Annotated in this window: 18 protein-coding genes; 15 read left to right on the top strand and 3 right to left on the bottom strand. The window is 66.3% G+C overall.

Going from position 1 to position 19,215, the window contains the following annotated elements; all coding sequences use genetic code 11:
* Positions 1–4 precede the first annotated feature (4 nt).
* Genes cobN through cobJ form a run of 5 tightly spaced genes read left to right on the top strand, consistent with a single transcriptional unit; the run spans position 5 to position 6,481 of the window.
* Positions 5–3,238, top strand: coding sequence for a cobaltochelatase subunit CobN (gene cobN, locus IFT67_RS01095; RefSeq protein WP_192144715.1), 3,234 nt, complete (start codon positions 5–7; stop codon positions 3,236–3,238).
* Entirely contained in the window at positions 3,235–4,383 is a 1,149-nt protein-coding gene (locus IFT67_RS01090) for a ferredoxin-like domain-containing protein (RefSeq protein ID WP_244647119.1), read from the top strand. Before cobN ends, IFT67_RS01090 begins: the two co-directional genes overlap by 4 nt.
* The gene (locus IFT67_RS01085) at positions 4,384–5,013 is read left to right on the top strand and encodes a precorrin-8X methylmutase (RefSeq protein ID WP_192144714.1); all 630 of its coding nucleotides are present in this window, start codon (positions 4,384–4,386) and stop codon (positions 5,011–5,013) included. It abuts the gene before it with no gap.
* Positions 5,010–5,735, top strand: a complete 726-nt coding sequence (cobI, locus tag IFT67_RS01080; protein WP_192144713.1) for a precorrin-2 C(20)-methyltransferase — start codon at positions 5,010–5,012, stop codon at positions 5,733–5,735. The genes IFT67_RS01085 and cobI overlap by 4 nt, the downstream gene beginning before the upstream one ends.
* Positions 5,732–6,481, top strand: a complete 750-nt coding sequence (gene cobJ, locus IFT67_RS01075; protein ID WP_192144712.1) for a precorrin-3B C(17)-methyltransferase — start codon at positions 5,732–5,734, stop codon at positions 6,479–6,481. The genes cobI and cobJ overlap by 4 nt, the downstream gene beginning before the upstream one ends.
* Here cobJ and IFT67_RS01070 read toward each other — a convergent pair.
* Positions 6,457–7,206 carry a cobalt-precorrin-6A reductase gene (locus tag IFT67_RS01070; RefSeq protein WP_192146306.1) on the bottom strand — a complete coding sequence of 250 codons (750 nt, stop codon included), beginning with the start codon at positions 7,204–7,206 and terminating at the stop codon, positions 6,457–6,459. The two genes, cobJ and IFT67_RS01070, sit on opposite strands and share 25 nt — an antisense overlap.
* Between IFT67_RS01070 and cbiE the strand changes: the two genes are divergently transcribed.
* The 7 genes from cbiE to IFT67_RS20845 all read left to right on the top strand — a co-directional run bounded on the left by cbiE (position 7,196) and on the right by IFT67_RS20845 (position 12,578).
* Positions 7,196–8,404, top strand: a complete 1,209-nt coding sequence (gene cbiE, locus IFT67_RS01065) for a precorrin-6y C5,15-methyltransferase (decarboxylating) subunit CbiE (RefSeq protein WP_446740783.1) — start codon at positions 7,196–7,198, stop codon at positions 8,402–8,404. The genes IFT67_RS01070 and cbiE overlap by 11 nt on opposite strands.
* Complete coding sequence (locus IFT67_RS01060) at positions 8,386–8,778, top strand: cobalamin biosynthesis protein (protein WP_342450526.1); 393 nt, start codon at positions 8,386–8,388, stop codon at positions 8,776–8,778. The genes cbiE and IFT67_RS01060 overlap by 19 nt, the downstream gene beginning before the upstream one ends.
* Positions 8,775–9,560 (top strand): precorrin-4 C(11)-methyltransferase, encoded by a 786-nt coding sequence (gene cobM, locus IFT67_RS01055; RefSeq protein ID WP_192144710.1) that lies wholly within the window; start codon positions 8,775–8,777, stop codon positions 9,558–9,560. Before IFT67_RS01060 ends, cobM begins: the two co-directional genes overlap by 4 nt.
* On the top strand, positions 9,557–10,864 hold the full coding sequence (locus tag IFT67_RS01050; protein ID WP_192144709.1) for a cobyrinic acid a,c-diamide synthase CobB: 1,308 nt from the start codon (positions 9,557–9,559) through the stop codon (positions 10,862–10,864). Before cobM ends, IFT67_RS01050 begins: the two co-directional genes overlap by 4 nt.
* Positions 10,861–11,580 carry a uroporphyrinogen-III C-methyltransferase gene (gene cobA, locus IFT67_RS01045; protein WP_192144708.1) on the top strand — a complete coding sequence of 240 codons (720 nt, stop codon included), beginning with the start codon at positions 10,861–10,863 and terminating at the stop codon, positions 11,578–11,580. Before IFT67_RS01050 ends, cobA begins: the two co-directional genes overlap by 4 nt.
* Positions 11,577–12,335: a precorrin-6A synthase (deacetylating) gene (cobF, locus tag IFT67_RS01040; RefSeq protein ID WP_192144707.1), complete on the top strand. Its 759-nt coding sequence runs from the start codon at positions 11,577–11,579 to the stop codon at positions 12,333–12,335. Before cobA ends, cobF begins: the two co-directional genes overlap by 4 nt.
* Positions 12,336–12,455: 120 nt before the next feature.
* Positions 12,456–12,578: a hypothetical protein gene (locus tag IFT67_RS20845; protein ID WP_274599171.1), complete on the top strand. Its 123-nt coding sequence runs from the start codon at positions 12,456–12,458 to the stop codon at positions 12,576–12,578.
* A gap of 78 nt (positions 12,579–12,656) precedes the next feature.
* Here IFT67_RS20845 and IFT67_RS01035 read toward each other — a convergent pair whose 3' ends face one another.
* A complete protein-coding gene (locus IFT67_RS01035) occupies positions 12,657–12,926 on the bottom strand; it encodes a DUF1488 family protein (protein ID WP_192144706.1) in 270 nt (89 codons plus the stop codon).
* A gap of 173 nt (positions 12,927–13,099) precedes the next feature.
* Between IFT67_RS01035 and IFT67_RS01030 the strand changes: the two genes are divergently transcribed.
* The 3 genes from IFT67_RS01030 (at position 13,100) to IFT67_RS01020 (ending at position 18,495) form a co-directional block, all read left to right on the top strand.
* Positions 13,100–13,720 (top strand): DUF1826 domain-containing protein, encoded by a 621-nt coding sequence (locus tag IFT67_RS01030; protein WP_192144705.1) that lies wholly within the window; start codon positions 13,100–13,102, stop codon positions 13,718–13,720.
* A 68-nt stretch (positions 13,721–13,788) separates the two neighbouring features.
* Complete coding sequence (locus IFT67_RS01025) at positions 13,789–15,936, top strand: M3 family metallopeptidase (RefSeq protein WP_192144704.1); 2,148 nt, start codon at positions 13,789–13,791, stop codon at positions 15,934–15,936.
* Positions 15,937–16,080: 144 nt separating this feature from the next.
* On the top strand, positions 16,081–18,495 hold the full coding sequence (locus IFT67_RS01020; RefSeq protein ID WP_244647118.1) for a TonB-dependent receptor: 2,415 nt from the start codon (positions 16,081–16,083) through the stop codon (positions 18,493–18,495).
* 34 nt (positions 18,496–18,529) lie between these two features.
* On the opposite strand, the gene IFT67_RS01015 is transcribed toward IFT67_RS01020, so the two are convergent.
* Positions 18,530–19,168, bottom strand: a complete 639-nt coding sequence (locus IFT67_RS01015) for a glutathione S-transferase (protein ID WP_192144703.1) — start codon at positions 19,166–19,168, stop codon at positions 18,530–18,532.
* Between the last annotated feature and the right edge of the window lie 47 nt (positions 19,169–19,215).

The raw sequence follows: 19,215 nt of genomic DNA, 5'->3' as shown, positions 1-19,215 counted from the left end.
CACGATGCACGTAGTCTTCCGCGAGAGCCACGGGCTGGAGGAAAGCGCGGTCCCACAGGACCTCGCCCAATCCCCCGCGGATCTCGTCGTCCTCTCGTTCTCCGACGGTGACCTCGGCGCATTCGCCGCGGGCTGGAAACGTGCGGACGCAGCCGGTAGCCGATTGCCGTCGCTACGCCTCGCGAACCTGACCGCACTCCAGCACCCGCTATCGGTCGACACCTATGTCGAACAGACGCTGGCCGGCGCGAAGGGCATTTTGATCCGGCTGATCGGGGGACGCTCCTACTGGAACTACGGCCTGCAACAGGTCGAAAACCTCGCGCGGGAGAACGGCATCGCGCTAGCCGTCCTCGCAGCAGACGGTCGAATCGACAGCCGCCTCGACGCCGCCTCGACGATCCCGCTCTCGACGCTCCGCCGTTTAGCCCATCTCTGCGACACCGGCGGCGCAGTCGCGGCGCAGGCGGCACTGGCCCAGTTCGCGCTGGCCGCCGGCTGTTACGCTGGTCCCGTAACGGGCGTCCGCGCGATCGCCGATGTCGGCGGCTGGCAGCCACATGACGGCGTGACCTGCCCGGCGGCGTTTGCCCTGAACGCGACACGCCCCCGCGTACTGATCGTGTTCTACCGCTCGTATCTTACAGCCGCGGACCTCGACCCGATCGAAGCGCTTCACGCCGAACTTTCCGCGCGAGGGTTCGACGTCATCGGCCTCTTCGCACCTTCGCTCAAAGCCCCTGACGCAGCCGGCTGGCTGAGCCGCTGGGTCAAGGCACTGGAACCCGCCGCGATCGTCAACGCCACCGCCTTTTCCGCACGCGGCGTCTCCGACACCACGCCTCTCGACGGCGCGAACGTGCCCGTCTTCCAGATCGCGCTAGCCACCTCCGACCGCGCCGCCTGGGCCGGCGCCACCCGCGGCCTGTCGCCCGCCGACCTCGCCATGCACGTCGTCCTCCCCGAAGTGGACGGTCGCCTCTTCGCCGGTGTCGCCAGCTTCAAGGAGGCTGCCGCGAGGGACGGAGATCTCGAATACACGCGCCGCGAACACCGCGCCGACCCGGCCCGCATCACCGCCATCGCCGCGCGCATCGAAGCCTGGACCAGCCTCGCCAGCAAGCCCGTCGCCGACCACCGCCTCGCGATCATCCTCTCGACCTACCCCGGCAAGGCGTACCAGATGGCGCACGCCGTCGGCCTCGACGCGCTAGCCTCCACGCACGCGATCCTCGCAGACCTTAGCGAAGGGGGCTACGCGATCACGGCCGACCCAACTGACCTCGCTACCTCACGCATTCACTGGCCGCTTGCCGAGTACCGCGAAGCCCTCGCGCATCTCCCCGTAGCCCTGCGCAAGGACCTTCGGGAAACCTGGGGCGAGCCCACCGAAGACTTCATGTTCACCGCGATCGACCAGGGCGGGGCACTGGTAGCCCTTCAACCCGAACGCGGGCGAACCGAGTACCGCACGGAAGAATATCACGACCTCTCCCGCTGCCCCTGCCACGCCTATGTCGCCTTCTACCTGTGGCTCCGCTCGCGAGGCACCGACGCGCTGGTCCATGTCGGCGCGCACGGCACGCTCGAATGGCTGCCCGGCAAGTCGGTCGCGCTATCCGACAACTGCTGGCCCGAAGCGCTCACCGGTGCCATGCCCGTCATCTACCCGTTCATCGTCAACGATCCCGGCGAGGCCGCCCAAGCCAAACGCCGCATCGGTGCGGTCACGCTCGGCCACGTCCCGCCACCGCTCGAACACACGCGCACCGGCGCAGGTCTCGGCCGCCTCGAAGCGCTGCTCGACGAATTCTCCAACGCCGATGGCCTCGACCCGGCGCGCCGCGACCGCCTGCAACGCGACATCCGCGACGAAGCCACCGCCACCGGCCTCGCCGCAACGCTGGGCCTCGACGACGCGCAGTCCCAGGCCGAGGCGATCACCCGCATCGACACCTTCGTCTGCGACGTGAAGGAGAGCCAGTATGGCGACGGCCTCCACATCTACGGCCGCGGCGAACATGGCGCAGCGGAACGCGCCGGTCTCCTGTCGGCGCTCCAAGGCAAGCGCGTCGCGTCAGGCCCGTCCGGCTCTCCGTGGCGAGGCCGCGCCGACGTCCTCCCAACCGGCCGCAACCTCTACACCACCGACCCCCGCGCGGTCCCGTCGCGCGCCGCCCACACCCAAGGCATCAAGCTTGCCGATGAACTCGTCCGCCGTCATCTGCAGGATCACGGCGACTACCCCCGCACCCTCGTTGTCGACTTGTGGGCCTCCGCCACGATGCGCACCGCAGGCGAGGAGTTCGCGATGGCGCTCCATCTGCTCGGCGCGGAACCGGTGTGGGACATGCAATCCGACCGCGTGACGGGTGTCGAGATTCTGCCACTGGCGAACTTCGACCGCCCCCGCATCGACGTCACCCTGCGCGTGTCGGGCCTGTTCCGCGATGCCTTCCCGACGCTCTGCACGATGTTCGGCCAAGCCGTCCGGGCCCTCGCCGCGCGCGACGAACCGCAGGACTGGAACCCGTTCGTCGGCAAGCCCGCAACCGCTCGCGTCTACGGTCCCGAACCCGGCCGCTACGGCCTGAGCATGGGCGACGCCGCCGAAACCTACACGCCCGCAGCGCGCCTGACGGCCGGCCAAGCGTGGCTGTCTGCCTCCAGCCACGCCCTCAACGACGGCCAAGACAGCTTCGATCCCACCGGCATCCGCGAGCGTGTCGCCGCCGCCGATGCCTTCGTCCACGTCCAGGACTTGCCCGAAACCGATCTCCTGCTCGCCGCAGACTACGCCGCGCACGAGGCCGGCTTTGCCGCCGCGCAATCGGTCGCGGGGGGCAGCGCCACGCTCTACCATCTCGACGCGCGTGACCCGAACCGAGCTAAGGCCCGCCCGCTTCAGGAAGAGATCGCCTGCGTCGTCCACGCCCGCGCGGCAAACCCGGCTTGGGTAGATGGCATGATGCGGCACGGCTTTCGCGGTGGTGCGGAGATTGCCGCCACGCTTGATCACCTCGGTGCCTTCGCGCATCTCGCTAGCGCAGTCCGTCCCGAACTGATCGACCTCTATTACGACGCGACGCTCGGCCGCGACGACGTCCACGCCTTCCTCGCCGAAGCCAACCCCGGCGCACTCGCGGCGATGCAGGCGCGTTTTGCCGCGCTTCACGCAGCCGACCTTTGGCCGACCCGTCGCAACTCGATCCTCGCGAGCCTGGACTTGCCGACATGACCGCGCCGGTCACCAACGGCGTCGTCAAAGGCTGGTGCCCCGACGCCTGGCGTCCGATGATGGCGGGCGATGGACTGCTGGTCCGTGTGAGGCCACCAATTGGCCGCCTAACGCGCGCCCAAGCACTTGGCGTATGCAAAGCGGCAACACGGCACGGTAACGGCCAGATCGACGCCACCACCCGCGCCAACCTCCAGATCCGCGGCGTCCAGGAGGATAGCTGGCGCCCGCTGATCGACGCGCTTCTCGACCTCGCCCTGATCGAGCCCGACCCGGTCCGGGAAGCGCGCGCGAACATCCTGGTCGTACCCGAATGGTGCGTGGGCGACGACTCCCACCGCATCGCCGAAGAGCTGCGCGCCCGCCTCTCGGAACTACCGGACCTCCCCGGCAAATTCGGCTTCGCGATCGACGCCGGCGCCACGCCGATGCTGCTCGGCGCCCCAGCAGACTTCCGCATCGAACGCGCCGTATCCGGATCGCTGATCCTCCGCGCGGACGGCCGCGACCTCGGCATACCGCTATCGCCCGGTACCGAAGTCGACCGCCTGATCGCGCTCGCGCATTGGTTCGTCGAAAGCGGCGGAAGCGCCAATAAACGCATGGCGCGCCACGACGCGCCGCTCCCCGATTGGGCGACTGCGACGACGCCCCCTGCATTCGCAGCCACGGCGCCCAAGCCTGGCCCACATCCGCTAGGCATGGCGCTCGGCCTGCCGTTCGGTCGTATCGGAGCGCCAGCCCTGACACGCTTGCTCGCAGCCGAAGCGATCCGCGCCATCCGCATGACGCCGTGGCATGTCGTGATCTGCGAGACGGACGCGCCGTTCCAGGCCAACCCGGCCGAGTTCATCACCGACCCAACTTCGCCGATCCTGCACGCCGACGCCTGCGTCGGCGCACCGGCCTGCCCGCAAGCCACCGCCGAAACCCGCGCACTAGCCCATCGCCTTGCGCCGCACGTCGCTGGCCGCCTCCACGTCTCGGGCTGCGCCAAGGGATGCGCCCGCGCCGCCCCCGCCGACGTCGTTCTCACCGGTCGCGAAGGTCGCTACGACCTCGCCTATGCCGCGCGCGCGGGCTCACCACCCGCCGTTACAGGTCTGGACGCCGCCCAGATCCTCGCCCATTTCGGAGTCGCCTGAATGCCGTACGCCTATGAAACCGACGGCGCGGCGATCTACCGCCAGTCCTTCGCGATGATCCGCGCCGAAGCCGATCTCGCCCGCTTCTCGCCCGCGGAAGAACCAGTCGCGGTCCGCATGATCCATGCCGCCGGGCTCGTTGGCCTCGCCCAGCACCTCCGCTTCTCCCCGACCTTCGCGGTCGAGGCTCGCCGCGCCCTGCAAGCCGGCGCGCCGATCCTGTGCGATGCACGGATGGTCACCGAAGGCATCACGCGCGCGCGCCTCCCTGCCGACAACCGCATCGTCTGCACGCTCCACGCCCCCGAAACGCCAGACCTTGCCCGAACGATGGGCAACACCCGATCCGCCGCCGCGCTCGAACTCTGGCGCCCGCATCTCGCTGGCGCCGTCGTGGCGATCGGCAACGCGCCCACCGCACTGTTCCACCTGCTCAACATGCTCGAAGACCCCGGTTGTCCGCGCCCGGCGGCGATCATCGGCTGCCCGGTCGGGTTCGTTGGTGCGGTGGAATCGAAGGCGGCGCTGTGGACTGACCAGCCCGTGCCCTGCGTCGTCGTCGAAGGCCGGATGGGCGGCAGCGCGATCACCGTTGCCGCGATCAACGCACTCGCGAGCGGCACCGAATGACGTCTGGTACGATCCACGGGGTCGGCTTGGGGCCGGGCGCGCAGGACCTGATGAGCGTCCGCTCGGACCGCCTCGTCCGCGGGGCGCGCCATATCGCCTATTTCCGCAAGGCCGGACGCGCAGGTCAGGCGCGGAAGATCGTCGACGGCATGCTCCGCGCCGACGTAATCGAATTTCCGATGGAATATCCCGTCACCACCGAAATCCTGGTGTCGGACCCGCGCTACAACGACCAGCTCTCCGCCTTCTACGCCGCCTGCATCGATCACCTCGCGATGCTTGCCCGCGTCGGCGAAGACGTCGTCGTGCTCTGCGAAGGCGATCCGTTCTTCTACGGTTCGTTCATGCATCTTTACACGCGATTGCAGGGTGTTGCGCCGGTCGCGGTCGTCCCCGGCATCACCGGCATGTCGGGCGCGTGGACCGCAAGCGGCGCGCCGATCACTTGGGGCGACGACGTGCTGACCGTCCTGATGGGGACGCTGCCCGAGGAGGACCTCGTCCGCCGGATCCGAGACACCGACGCGCTGGTGGTGATGAAGATCGGCCGCCACCTCGACAAGCTCCGCCGCGCCGTTGCCGCCGCCGGCCGCGAGGATGCGGCATGGCTCGTCGAATATGCCGCGATGGCCGACCAGCGCGTCACGCGGCTATCCGAAGCGAGCGCCGTCACGCCCTATTTCGCGATCCTCCTGATCCACGGGCAGGGGCGTCGCCCATGACCGGCTGGCTCGTCATCGCAGGGCTCGGCCCGGGCAACGAAGCGCTCGTGACGCCCGAAGTCACCGCCGCACTCGCCGACGCGACCGACGTGATCGGCTACATCCCCTACGTCGCCCGCGTCGCCCCCCGTGAAGGCCTGACGCTCCACCCGACCGACAACCGTGTCGAACTCGACCGCGCAACGCACGCGCTCCAGCTGGCTGCGCAAGGCCACCGCGTGGTCGTCGTATCCTCTGGCGATCCAGGCGTGTTCGCGATGGCGGCGGCGGTATTCGAAGCGCTCGAAGCCGGCCCGCGCGAGTGGCGCGACCTCGATATCCGCGTGCTCCCTGGCATCACCGCTATGCTCGCCGCAAGCGCGCGCGCCGGGGCGCCGCTCGGCCATGATTTCTGCGCGATCAACCTGTCGGACAATCTCAAGCCCTGGCCGCTGATCGAACGCCGCGTGCGCTTGGCCGCCGAAGCCGACTTCGCGATCGCCTTCTACAATCCGCGATCGAAGGCGCGCCCGGATGCGCTGATCCGCATCTTCGAGATCCTCCGCGAAACCTGCGCCGACGACCGCCCCGTCCTGTTCGCACGCGCCGTCTCGACGCCCGAGGAAACGCTCCGCATCGTGCCTTTGCCCGAAGCTCGCGCGGAGATGGCCGACATGCGCACGATGATCATCATCGGCTCCAGCCTGACGCGGATTATCGAACGCGCGGGCGGCCCGATCCTCTATACGCCGCGGTCGGCGCCATGATCGATCCAGCGCAGCACGTCCTCAGCGGCCTGCACCTCCAGCCGATCCGGCAGGACCGGCCGATCGATCATGATCATCGACAGCCCGAGCGCACGCGCCGCGCGCAGCTTGGCCTGCGCGCCCGTGCCGCCCGCATTCTTGCAGACGACCACCTCGATCCCGTGCGCCGCCATCAACCGCCGGTCGCCCTCCACATCGAACGGCCCGCGATCGACCACCAGATGATGCCGCGGCAACCCGGGCGGATGGTCGGGCGCATCGACGAACCGCAGCAGATACTCATGCTGAGGCTGCGCGCCGAACGCATCGACATGCATCCGTCCCAACGCCAGCATCACACGCCGCGCTGGGCCTGCCAGAGCTGCGACCGCCGACTCGATATCGGCCACCCGCGTCCACCGATCACCAGCGACGGGCGCCCAGGCCGGCCGGGTCAAAGCAATATGCGCAACGCCCGCCCGTGTTGCAGCCGTGACGGCGTTCGCGCTCATCCGAGCCGCGAACGGATGCGTCGCGTCCACCAGATGCGTCACGCCGTGCTCACGCAGATACGACGCAAGCCCATCGACGCCGCCAAACCCACCGACACGCACCGGAATCGGCTGAACCTTTGGGCTGGCGACACGCCCGGCATAACTGAGCACCGCATCGTCGGCACGCGCCGCCAGCATCGCGGCGAGTGCGCTTGCTTCGGTCGTACCGCCAAGAACGAGGATGGTCGGAATGGCTGAGGCTCCATGGCTGACGATCGTCGGGATCGGCGAAGACGGCATCGCCGGCCTCTCCGCGCCGGCCCGCCTAGCACTTGCCGAAGCGGAGGTCGTGACGGGCGCGACGCGCCATCTGGCGCTGGTCGGCGATCTTACGGCTGAGGTCGAACCTTGGCCAGTACCGTTCGATCAGGGCATCGCGCAGTTGCTCACGCACCGCGGCCGCCACGTCGTCATGCTCGTCTCTGGCGATCCGTTCTGGTTCGGCGCAGGCACGTCGATCACGCGCCATCTGCCTGCCGACGAATGGATCGCGTATCCCGTATCGTCCACGTTCAGCCTTGCTGCAGCCCGGCTCGGCTGGCCGCTGGAGGACACGCCGTGCCTCGGTCTTCACGCCACGCCGTTTTCACGGCTGCGTCCTCACATCGCGGTCGACCGCAAAGCGCTAGTCTTGGTGCGTGACGGCGATGCGGTTGCCGTTCTCGCACGATATCTGTGCGCGTTCGGCTTTGGAGGATCGCGCCTGCACATTCTCGAAGCACTTGGCGGCCCGCGTGAACGCATCCGTCACGCGGTCGCCGCCGACCCGGATTTCGCCGATATCGCCCATCCCGTTGCGATCGGCATAACATTCGCCGGCGCAGGTAACGTGTTGCCCCAGGCAACCGGTCTGCCCGACGCGTGGTTCGAGCATGACGGCCAGATTACCAAAAGCCCGATCCGCGCGCTGACCTTGTCCGCACTTGCCCCGAAGCCGGGTGAGAAATTGTGGGATGTCGGCGCCGGCTCGGGTTCGATCTCGATCGAATGGCTGTTGTCGCATCCTTCGACGCACGCGATCGCCTTCGAAGCCGACCCGATCCGCGCCGGCCGGGCCCGTGCCAATGCCGCCGCCCTGGGGGTAGACCGTCTGACGGTCGTGGAGGGCAGGGCACCTGCGATCCTCGAAGGCCACGCACGGCCCAATGCCGTATTTATCGGCGGCGGTCTGTCGGAAACGCTCCTGGAATCCGTGTTCGCCACGCTTTCCACCGGAACGCGCCTCGTCGCCAATGCGGTCACGCTGGAATCCGAAGCGCTGCTCACGCGCTGGCAAGGACTAAAGGGCGGCACGCTGTTACGCATCGAACTGTCCGACGCGGTCCCGATCGGCTCGCGTCGGGGCTGGCGCGCGCGCTACCCCGTGGTCCAGTGGAGCGTTTGCTTGTGATCGTCGCCGGCTTCGGTTTCCGTAAGGACGCGACGCTCGACGCGTTGCGCACCGTGCTCGCCAGCGCGCAACATGGCCACCCTCCGGTAACCGCGCTTGCCGCGCTGCACGACAAGCAGGCGCTGGTATCGCCCCTCGCCGAGGCTATGGGTGTGCCGATGATCGCGGTATCGCCCAGCGCGTTGCAGTCGGCACAAACGTCGACGCGGTCTCCCGCCAGCCTCGAGGCGCGCGCCACCGGCAGCGTTGCCGAAGCTTGTGCGCTCGCCGCGGCGGGGCCAGGCGCCCGGTTGCTGACCCCCCGTCACATTTCGCTCGATCGAATGGCGACCTGCGCCATTGCGCGATCGGTCGCCGAAGGATTCGAAGCATGACCGTTCACTTCATCGGAGCCGGCCCCGGCGCGCCCGATCTTCTCACGCTGCGAGGTCGCGATCGGATCGCCGGATCACCGGTCTGCCTATACGCCGGCTCACTGATTCCGACGGCGATGCTGGATCACTGTCCGCCCGGTGCGCGGATCGTCAACACCGCGGCCTTGTCGCTCAACGAGATCATCGCCGAAATCCAGACAGCAACCGATGCCGGCCAGGACGTCGCGCGGCTCCATTCGGGCGACCTGTCGATATGGTCTGCAATGGGCGAGCAACTCCGCCGCCTCCGCGCACTCAACATCACGTTCACGGTCACGCCCGGCGTACCAGCCTTCGCCGCCGCCGCCGCCGCGCTGGAGATCGAGCTCACGCTCCCCGAACTCGCTCAATCGGTCGTACTGACCCGCACGCCGGGCCGTGCCAGCACGATGCCACCTGCGGAAAAACTCACCACGTTCGCCGCGACCGAGGCGACGCTGGCGATCCACCTTTCGGTGCACAACCTCGCGCAGGTCATCGCCGAACTGACGCCGGCTTACGGCCCCGAGTGCCCGGTCGCGATCGTCTGGCGCGCGAGCTGGCCCGACCAGCAGATCGAACGCGCCACGCTCGCAACGATCGCGGACACGATCGAAGGCAAGCCCGATCGCACCGCGTTGATCTTCGTCGGACAGGCGATCTCGCCCAAGGATTTCGCCGAAAGCAGCCTCTACGCGCAAGGCTATGACCGTCGCTTTCGCCCACAATCGGCGGAGTCGAAGTTTGCCGGAGGTGAGGCATGACCCCAGGCCTCCTTGTTGCGGCCCCAGCCTCGGGCACCGGCAAGACCACCGTCATGCTCGGCCTGCTACGCGCCCTGCGTGACGACGGGGTTACAGTCCAGCCGTTCAAGAGCGGTCCCGATTATATCGATCCGGCCTTCCACCGCGCCGCGAGCGGCCGGGCATCGTTCAACCTCGATAGCTGGTCGATGCCCGCCGCCATGCTCGATACGCTCGCGGCGAAGGCCGACGATGCCGACTTCGCGCTTGCCGAAGGATCGATGGGGCTGTTCGACGGCGTTGCCAGACCGGGCGAGACCGGCAACGGCGCCAGCGCAGACATCGCTCGCCGGATGGGCTGGCCGGTCGTCTTGGTGATCGACGTTTCCGGCCAGGCACAGTCCGCCGCCGCCACCGCGCTCGGGTTCAGCCGTTACGATCCCAGCGTGCCGATCGCCGGTGTCATCCTCAACCGCGTCGCCAGTCCGCGGCACGAACGTCTCGCGCGCGCCGGCATGGACGCGGTCGGCATCCGCGTGTTCGGCGCCTTGCCGAGGCGCGGCGACCTGAAACTGCCGGAACGTCATCTGGGACTCGTGCAGGCGGTCGAGCACGCCGACCTCGACGCGCGGATCGATGAGTATGCGACATTCCTGCGCGCGCACGTCGATATCCCAGCACTCCGGGAGGCCGCCGCTGCGACCGCGCGATCCGTCCCCCTCGATGCCTGGGTCCGCCCCCCGGCGCAGCGGATCGCGTTGGCGCAGGATGCCGCGTTCTCGTTCACCTATGAGCACGTCCTGGAGGGCTGGCGCAGGGCAGGGGCTGAAGTGCTGCCGTTTTCACCGCTTGCCGACGAGGCGCCCGCATCCGACGCCGACATCGTCTGGCTACCCGGCGGCTATCCCGAACTCCATGCCGGACGCCTCAGCGAAGCGCGCAGTTTCCACGCCGCTCTAGCCGAGCATGCCGAGACGCGCCCCGTCCACGGCGAGTGCGGCGGCTACATGGCGCTGGGCGAGGGGCTGATCGACGCCGACGGGACACGCCACCGGATGGCCGGACTGCTCGGCCTCGTCACCAGTTATGCGCAGCGAAAGATGCATCTCGGCTATCGACGAGCGTCGCTGCTAGCACCGATGGCGGGCTTCGCGCAGGGCGCCAAACTCGCAGGGCACGAGTTCCACTATTCGACGATCCTCGAACAGTCCGATGCGCCTCTCGCCGACGTCGTCGACGCTCAGGGAGAGGCAGTGCCGGAAACGGGCTCCCGTCGCGGACGTGTAACGGGTACGTTCTTCCACATGATCGCGCCTGTCTCATGACGGGGTTCGTGTCCTTCGTCGGCTCGGGCCCAGGCGATCCCGAGTTGCTGACATTGAAGGCCGTGGCGCGGTTGCAGGCTGCGGACGCGGTATTATTCGACGACCTGTCCTCGGCGGTACTCGGCCACGCCCGCCACGGTGCCGATCTGGTCGCGGTCGGGAAGCGCGCCGGGCGGCCTTCGCCGAGCCAGGCGCACGTCTCGCAACTCCTCGTCGAGTACGCCCGAACCGGCATCCGCGTGGTCCGGCTCAAATCGGGCGACGCCGGCATGTTCGGCCGGCTCGAGGAAGAGATCGTCGCGCTGCGAGCGGCGGGCATCCCGTTCGAGATAGTCCCGGGCATCAGCGCCGCGAGCGCGGCCGCGGCCGCCGCGCAGATTCCGCTCACACGCAGGCTCAGCGCGCGTCGCGTCCAGTTCGTGACCGGCCACGACGTTACCGGCGATCTGCCCGAGCAGCGCAACATGGCAGCCCTCGCGGATCCCGAGGCAACGACGGTGGTCTTCATGCCCAAGCGAACCTTCCCCGCGCTGGCCGCATCGCTGATCGCGCATGGCCTGTCGCCCGACACGCCGGCGATGATCGCCGAGAATATCGGGCACCCCGACCAGAGCCTGGCGCGCTCGACGATCGCAGAGCTTGCCGCGCGATTGCAGGAGGGCTTTTCCGGCAGGCCCGCGCTCATCCTCTACGGCCCGCTGATGGACGCCGAATGATCGACCTTCACCTCATCGGCATCGGTACGGGCAATCCGCAGCATCTCACGCTGGCCGCGATCGCGGCGATGAACGCTGCCGACCTCATCCTCCTGCCGCGCAAGGATGACGCGAAGTCCGACCTGATCGATCTTCGCCGGACGATCTGCGTGGACGTAGTGACCGGCGCCACGCGCATCGTTGAGTTCGATCTTCCGCAACGCGATCCGGACTCGCCGTACCTCGATGCGGTCGATCACTGGCATGATGCGATCGCCGATGCGTGGTCCGACCAGATCGCCGCGCATCTGCCTGACGGCGGTAAGCTGGCGTTGCTCGTGTGGGGCGATCCGTCGCTGTACGACAGCAGTTTGCGGATTGCCGATCGGTTGCGGGAGCGCGGCATGGCGATCCGTGTTCACGTCGAACCGGGCATCACCAGTCTTCAAGTGCTCACTGCGGCGCACGCCATTCCCCTCAACACGCTTGCCGCGCCAGTGCTGATCACGACGGGGCGCCGGTTGCGGGCAGGGGGCTGGCCGGAGGGGGTGGATACGCTCGCAGTGATGCTGGACGGCGGATGCGCATTCGAGACGCTCGCAGACGAAGGCATTGCGATCTGGTGGGGTGCCTATCTCGGCATGCCGAACCAGTCGTTGATCGCAGGTCCGCTGGGACAGGTCGGCGCGCAGATCGTCCGCACCCGCGCTTCGCTCCGTGCAGAGCATGGCTGGATCATGGATATCTACCTGCTCCGCCAAAAACGACGCATCTGACCGCCCTTTTCGTTCGGCCTGCTGCAGGCTGAAATGAACGCACGATTGACGCGCCGTTCAGGTGCCGTGCCGGTTCTGGATCATAGATCGAGCCGATCGAGGAATTGACGGAGTTCGACCATGCTCAGGATCGTCATCATCGTCTTTGCGACGATATGGGGAGCATCGATGCTGTTCGGGGTAACGCTGCTCGTCGGCAGCCACTATTCGGCGCGCATCCGGCGGTTCGTTACCGGCGACTAGGTCACCCGGCTTTCTGGGAAGTGTGAGCCGACGGCCAGCGCGTCCTGAAGACGATCGCCGGCCGCCCGCTTTCCGCCGTTATTCGAGGTCGTTCTCGTCGACGACGATCGTCGAAGCCCCAGGCTTGCGCTCCAGCGCTGCCAGGCACGCATCGACGATATCGTCGTTGAATCGGTTGAACAGCTCGATGCCGTCGTCCTCGGGCTCGTCGCCGCTCAACTCCTTGAGAACCGAGTATTTTACCGCGAACTCATATTCGTCGCCGTCGAACTCGCCGAGGAACTCGATCTGCTTCTGGATGTCGTTGTCGACGATGCTCGACTGATCGATTTCTAATGCGCTGGCCATGTCGGAACTCCTGAGGTTTGCCCGCCTACTGCCTGCGCTCGGGCAACAGCGCAAGCGTCGGCGCAGCAAGCAAAACTATGCGAGGCTTCGAGCGGGTTGACCTTCTGCCGATACGATGACACGAGTGCGGTATGATACACCATATCATTGAGCGCTTTGCGGAGCGAATGCCGATGGATACACGTGAAAAAGAGCCTGAGTTACGCGCCGCAGTGGCGATCGGACGTGATCCGGCGATCCTCGAGCGCATCATGGACGAAACCGTGCATCTGGCGATCTGGCAACGGCTTGCGCCGGAGTACGGCGCGGCGGTCAGCGAACTGGGCTGGGATGCGATCGACGACATCGACGACGAGATGGATGTCGTCGACGTACCGCGGGCGTTACCCATATCGCTGGCGAACGCGGGATACCTGGTCGACCTCGGGCTTGCGGACGAGCTTGCCGCGCTCGCGGTGCGCTTTGCGGAGATCGTCGCGTGCGACCGTCTGCGCGTTCGGTTGGATGTGATCCAGACCGATGCATGCCGGAAGTTTCACGCCGACAACGTGACGGTACGATTGCTGATGCCGCTCGTCGGTCCTGGAACGCAGTGGCTCGCGGCGCGCGGGGTTCATGCCGACCCACTCGTCGCGCATGGCCAACTGCAAATCGGCGAGGTCGGCCTGTTCAAAGGGCGGGTATGGGCGGAGCGACCGGAAATTCTCCATCGTTCGCCGCCTGTCGCGGCCACGGGGATCACGCGGCTGTTGCTGGCGATCGATCCGTTGGGCGGCGTCCACGATCAGCGATAACGGACGTTGTAACCGCTCGTCGCTCCATGCAAGAAGAGCGTCATCACTCCTGCCATTGTGAGTCCTCGATGTCGCGTTCCAGCCTGCTTCGTTCCGCTGCTCTTCTCTGTTGCATCGCCAGCGCCGCCTCCGCGCAAACCCCCTCCAAACCGATTGCCAAACCGTCGCGCGTCAATCCGCTGACCGTGCCCAGCACGCTGCCGTTCCAGGCGCCGCGCTTCGACCAGATCACCGATGCCGATTATCAGCCTGCGCTCGAACAGGGCATGGCCGAGCAGATCGCCGAAATGAAGGCGATCGCCAACAACTCCGCTGCGCCGACCTTCGCGAACACGATCGAGGCGATGGAACGCTCGGGCGGGACGCTCGATCGCGCGAGCCAGGCGTTCTTCGGCGTGTCGCAGGCGAACACCAACGATGCACTCGACGCGGTACGGTCCGCCGAGGCGCCCAAGCTCGCGCAGCATAGCGATGCGATCTACCTCGATCCCAAGCTCTTCGCGCGCGTCCAGGCGCTGTATGCGAAAAAGGATTCGCTCGGTCTCGATGCCGAACAGAAGCAGGTCCTCGAGATCTATCACAGCGATTTCCTGCATGCCGGGGCGCAGTTGAACGACGCCGACAAGGCCAAGCTGCGGTTGCTCAACACGCAGATCTCGACCGCGACGACCGACTTCCAGCAGAAGCTGCTCGCCGGGACCAAGGCAGGCGCGCTGGTGGTCGACGACAAGGCCAAGCTTGCGGGCCTAAGCGATGCGGAGATCGCGGCCGCTGCCGAAGGCGCGAAGGAGCGGGGGATGCCCGGCAAGTACGTGCTGTCACTCCAGAACACGACGCAGCAGCCGGCGCTCGCCTCGCTCTCCGATCGTGCGACCCGCGCGGCGCTGTTCGAGAAGAGCTGGAACCGGTCGCAGCGCGGTGACGCCAACGATACGCGCGCGCTGATCCAGAAGATAGCGCAGTTGCGCGCGCAGAAGGCGCAGCTGCTCGGCTATCCGAACTATGCCGCCTACTCGCTGTACGACCAGATGGCGAAGACCCCGGCGGCGGCGAAGGGCTTCATGACGCAGCTCGTCCCCGCGACCGTCGCGGAGCAGCGTCGAGAGGCGGCCGAGTTGCAAAAGACGATCAACGCGACCGGCGCATCGTTCCCGCTCGCGCCATCGGACTGGGATTTCTATTCGGACAAGGTGCGCAAGGCCAAGTACGACCTCGACCAGAACGAGCTGAAGCCGTATTTCGAGATCAGCCGCGTGCTGACCGACGGTGTGTTTTTCGCAGCGAACCAGCTCTACGGCGTCACCTTCAAGGAACGCCGCGACATCCCGACCTACCAGCCGGACATCCGCATCTTCACGGTGTTCGACAAGGACGGCTCCGAACTGGGCCTGATGTATTTCGATTACTGGAAGCGTGACAACAAGGCGGGCGGCGCGTGGATGTCGAACTTCGTCGGCCAGTCGAAGCTGCTGAAGACGAAACCCGTCGTGTATAACGTCGGCAACTTCACCAAGCCCGCGCCGGGCCAGCCTGCGCTGATCACGTTCGACGACGTGACGACGATGTTCCACGAATTCGGCCACGCGCTGCACGGGCTGTTCGCGAACCAGACCTATCCTTTGGTCTCGGGCACCAACACCGCGCGCGACTGGGTCGAGTTCCCGTCGCAGTTCAACGAGCATTGGGCGCTCGATCCCAAGGTGTTCGCGAACTACGCCAAGGATTATCGCACCGGCGCGGTGATGCCCCAGGCGCTCGTCACCAAGATCAAGAACGCGGCGAAGTTCAACCAGGGCTATGAACTGGGGGAACTGGTCGCGGCGGCGACGCTCGATCAGGACTGGCATTCGCTGCCGGCGTCGGCCGGGCCGCAGGATGTCGATGCGTTCGAGACCAAAGCGCTCAACTCGATGGGCCTCGACACGAAGGACGTGCCGCCGCGCTATCGGACCAGCTATTTCGCGCACATCTGGGCGGGTGGCTATGCGGCCGGCTACTACGCATATCTGTGGACGCAGATGCTCGATAACGACGCGTATGCGTGGTTCATGGCGCATGGCGGGCTTACGCGTGCGAACGGCCAGCGCTTCCGCGACATGATCCTGTCGAAGGGCCATACCGAGGATTACGGTCCGATGTTCAAGGCGTTCTACGGCAAGGACCCGGATATCGGCCCGATGCTCGAAGACCGCGGCCTGACGGTGACCGCGAAGTGATGCGGCGGCGGTGCAGCGGCCTTTTGGACCGCTGCACCGCACCATATTAAATCTGTAGCGCAACGGTCATCCGACTGTCTCGCAGTGCCAATAGGCGCAGCCCCGGGAGTGACGATCGATCGATCTCGCTAGGGGTTTTCAAGAATGACGATGTTTTCTCGTACGGCCGCGCGGCTGTTGTGCAGCGCTATCGGTTTTGTCGTGGTCGGCGTGCCAATAACCGCAACGGCGCAGTCGCTGGTTGCCAAGGATGCGGAGCCGGGTTCGCCTGCTCCAGTGGCCGATCCCGCCGATCCAGCAACCCCGCCCGCCGGGCAGGATGATACGATCGTCGTCACCGGCGCGAACACGCGATCGGTGACGCAGGTCAGCGGCGTCGACATGCAGAAGATCCTTCCCGGCGTCAGCCCGTTGAAGGCGCTCCAGACGTTGCCGGGCGTCACCTTCCTCACCGCCGATCCATGGGGCAACAACGAGCAGAACATCTCGCTGTTCGTCCACGGCTTCAACGCGCAGCAACTCGGCTACACGCTCGACGGCCTGCCGCTGGGCGATCAGAATTACGGCAATTACAACGGCTTGTCGCCGCAACGTGCAATCATCTCGGAGAACGTCTCGCGCGTCACGCTGGCCAGCGGCGCGGGCGATCTCGGCACCGCATCGACCAGCAACCTCGGCGGTACGATCGATACCTTCTCGAGCGACCCCAAAAAGGATCTTGGCGTCCAAGTGGACCAGACGCTCGGCAGCCACTCGACATCGCGACTGTTCGCGCGGATCGACAGCGGCGATCTGGGCAACGGCAACGCGTTCTACATCTCTGGCTCGCGGCAGAAGGCGAAGGCGTGGGATTTCAACGGTATTCAGGGCGGCTATCAGGCCAATGCCAAGTTCGTCCACGATGACTCGAACGGCAAGCTGACGCTCTACGGCGCGTTCTCGGACAAGACCGAGCCGAACGAGGATTCGACCGTCATCACGACCGCGACGCAAGCCACCGCGCCGTATGTCCGCCCGTTCGTCTATCCCGATTTCAACGCAATGCTGACCTATCTCAACTCCGGCGCGTACAAGGCGGATGGGTCGAACTACCGCAATTACTACGGTGTCGCGGCACGCACCGACTATCTCGGCTACGTCAAATACGACTGGAACGTCAGCGATAAGGTCACCTTCTCGAACCAGGCCTATTACCATCACAATGACGGCGTCGGCGTCATCGGCGGTCCGATCGACGTCGCCGGTCTGCCCAAGCTGTTCTCGTTCTACTATCCGGGCCAGAACCTCACCCAGGTGTTCGGCGGCTCGGGCCTCGCGACGCGCACGACAGAATACCGGATCGACCGCGGTGGCCTCGTCTCCACGGTCGCGCTCGATATCGGCGCGCATCATGTCGAGTTCGGCGTCTGGTACGAGCATCAGAGCTCGTCCGCATATCGCCGCTGGTATCCGTTCCCGGTCAACGATCCGAGCACGCCATACCAGCGTCCGCGCGAAGAACTGACGCCGCTGATCACGCAATATCACAGCGAAGTCCGCGTCGACGAATACCAGGCGCACATCCAGGACAGCTGGAAGGTCTTGCCGACGCTCACGATCCAGGGGGGCGTCAAGAGCACGTTCCAGAACGCGTCGCAGCGCGTCCCGACGCAGCCGATCCCGGGCTCGTTCACCGGCTCGGTCGCGCTGCCGGTCGGCAAGATCGATACGCACAAATACTTCCTGCCACAGCTTGGTGCGCTGTGGGATGCGACCGACAACGAGCAGGTGTTCGTCAACGTCCAGAAGAATATTCGCCAGTTCCAGACGAGCGCTGCGGCCGGCTTGTCGCCGTTCGCGCTCGGCAGCCAGGCGGCGTTCGACCTGTTCAAGCAGGACGTCGAGCCCGAGACGAGCTGGACCTATGAGGCGGGCCTTCGCTCGCATCATGCGCTGAACCTTGGCCCGTTGACCGGCTTCGATGGCCAGATCAGCGTCTATCACGTCGACTTCAGCAACCGCCTGCTCGGGATCAGCCCGAACCCGGTTGTGACTGCGGTCGTCAGCGGCGCGGCGATCCTGCAGAACGTCGGTGCGGTGAAGACCGACGGGTTCGACATCGCGGGCACGTTCCGATTCGGCTCGCACTTCTCGTTCTACGATGCGCTATCGTACAACAACTCACGCTACGAGGAGAACTACATCAGCGGTACGAGCACCGTCGCGACCGCGGGCAAGAAGGTACCGGGCAGCCCCGACTGGCTCAACAAATTCACCGCTTCGGCGAATTACGGCATCTTCGACGCGCAGCTCGTCGGCGACTATATCGGCAAACGGTTCGCGACCTATACCAACGACCTGTCGGTGCCGTCCTACTTCACGCTGTCCGGCCGCATCGCTGCGCGCGTGCCATTGTCGGAAGGGGAGATCGTCAAGACGGCGACGGTCAGCCTCAACGTTACCAACATTACGAACAAGCGCGCCGCCTCGACGCTCAGCATCGGCGCGGCAAGCGGCACGTTCAACCAGTTCCCGGTCGCACCGCGCCAGGTGTTCGGGACGATCAGCGTCGGCTTCTGACGCGGGCAGGGGGCCTCGGTTTTGCCGGGGCCTCCTACTGCGCGTCGGTCGTCGTCGGGAATATCATCGGAGGATCGTCCGGTTGCCAAGGCGTCGGGCGTATCATGACCCGAGCGAACAGCGCCGATGCGAGGTGCATCGCCAGCCACGCGCGTAGCCGCTCGAACGGCAAACCATCGAAATAGGATCGATCGGTTTGCGCGAACTGGCGGACGAACGGCATGATCGCAAGATCAGTCATCGACTGCGGGCTGATGCCCAGACTGCCGGTAGCACGGAGCCGCTCGTCCAGGTCGCAGAGCAGGACGGTCGCGGCGCCGCGGTGCTCGATCGGATCGACGTCGTAGCGAGCGGCGTATTTGTAGCGGTCGAGATGGTGTTTGAATTCGCCGTCGTTCGTTGCGATCAACCCGGCGTTGCTACCAGTCGGCCATTCAGCATCGCGTGTGTTCGCACAGGCCCAGCGCATAATGTCTAGACTCTGGTCGATCACCGTCCCGTCCGGCAGCACTAGCACCGGCACGGTTCCCTTGGGCGACGCGTCGATCATCGCCGCCGGCTTTTCCCGCAAGACGATCTCGCGCAGTTCAACGCGACGATCGTTCGCCGCGATCGCGAGACGCGCGCGCATCGCGTATGGGCAGCGTCGGAAGCTGTAGAGGACCGGTATCATGCGCCGGCCTATAGCGAAACGCTGCGCCTTGGTCGCCTGATCGCCGC

Origin of the sequence: Sphingomonas sp. CFBP 13728, assembly GCF_014841895.1 — a bacterium.
Lineage (GTDB): Bacteria > Pseudomonadota > Alphaproteobacteria > Sphingomonadales > Sphingomonadaceae > Sphingomonas.
This window is presented reverse-complemented; position numbering and strand designations above follow the sequence as displayed.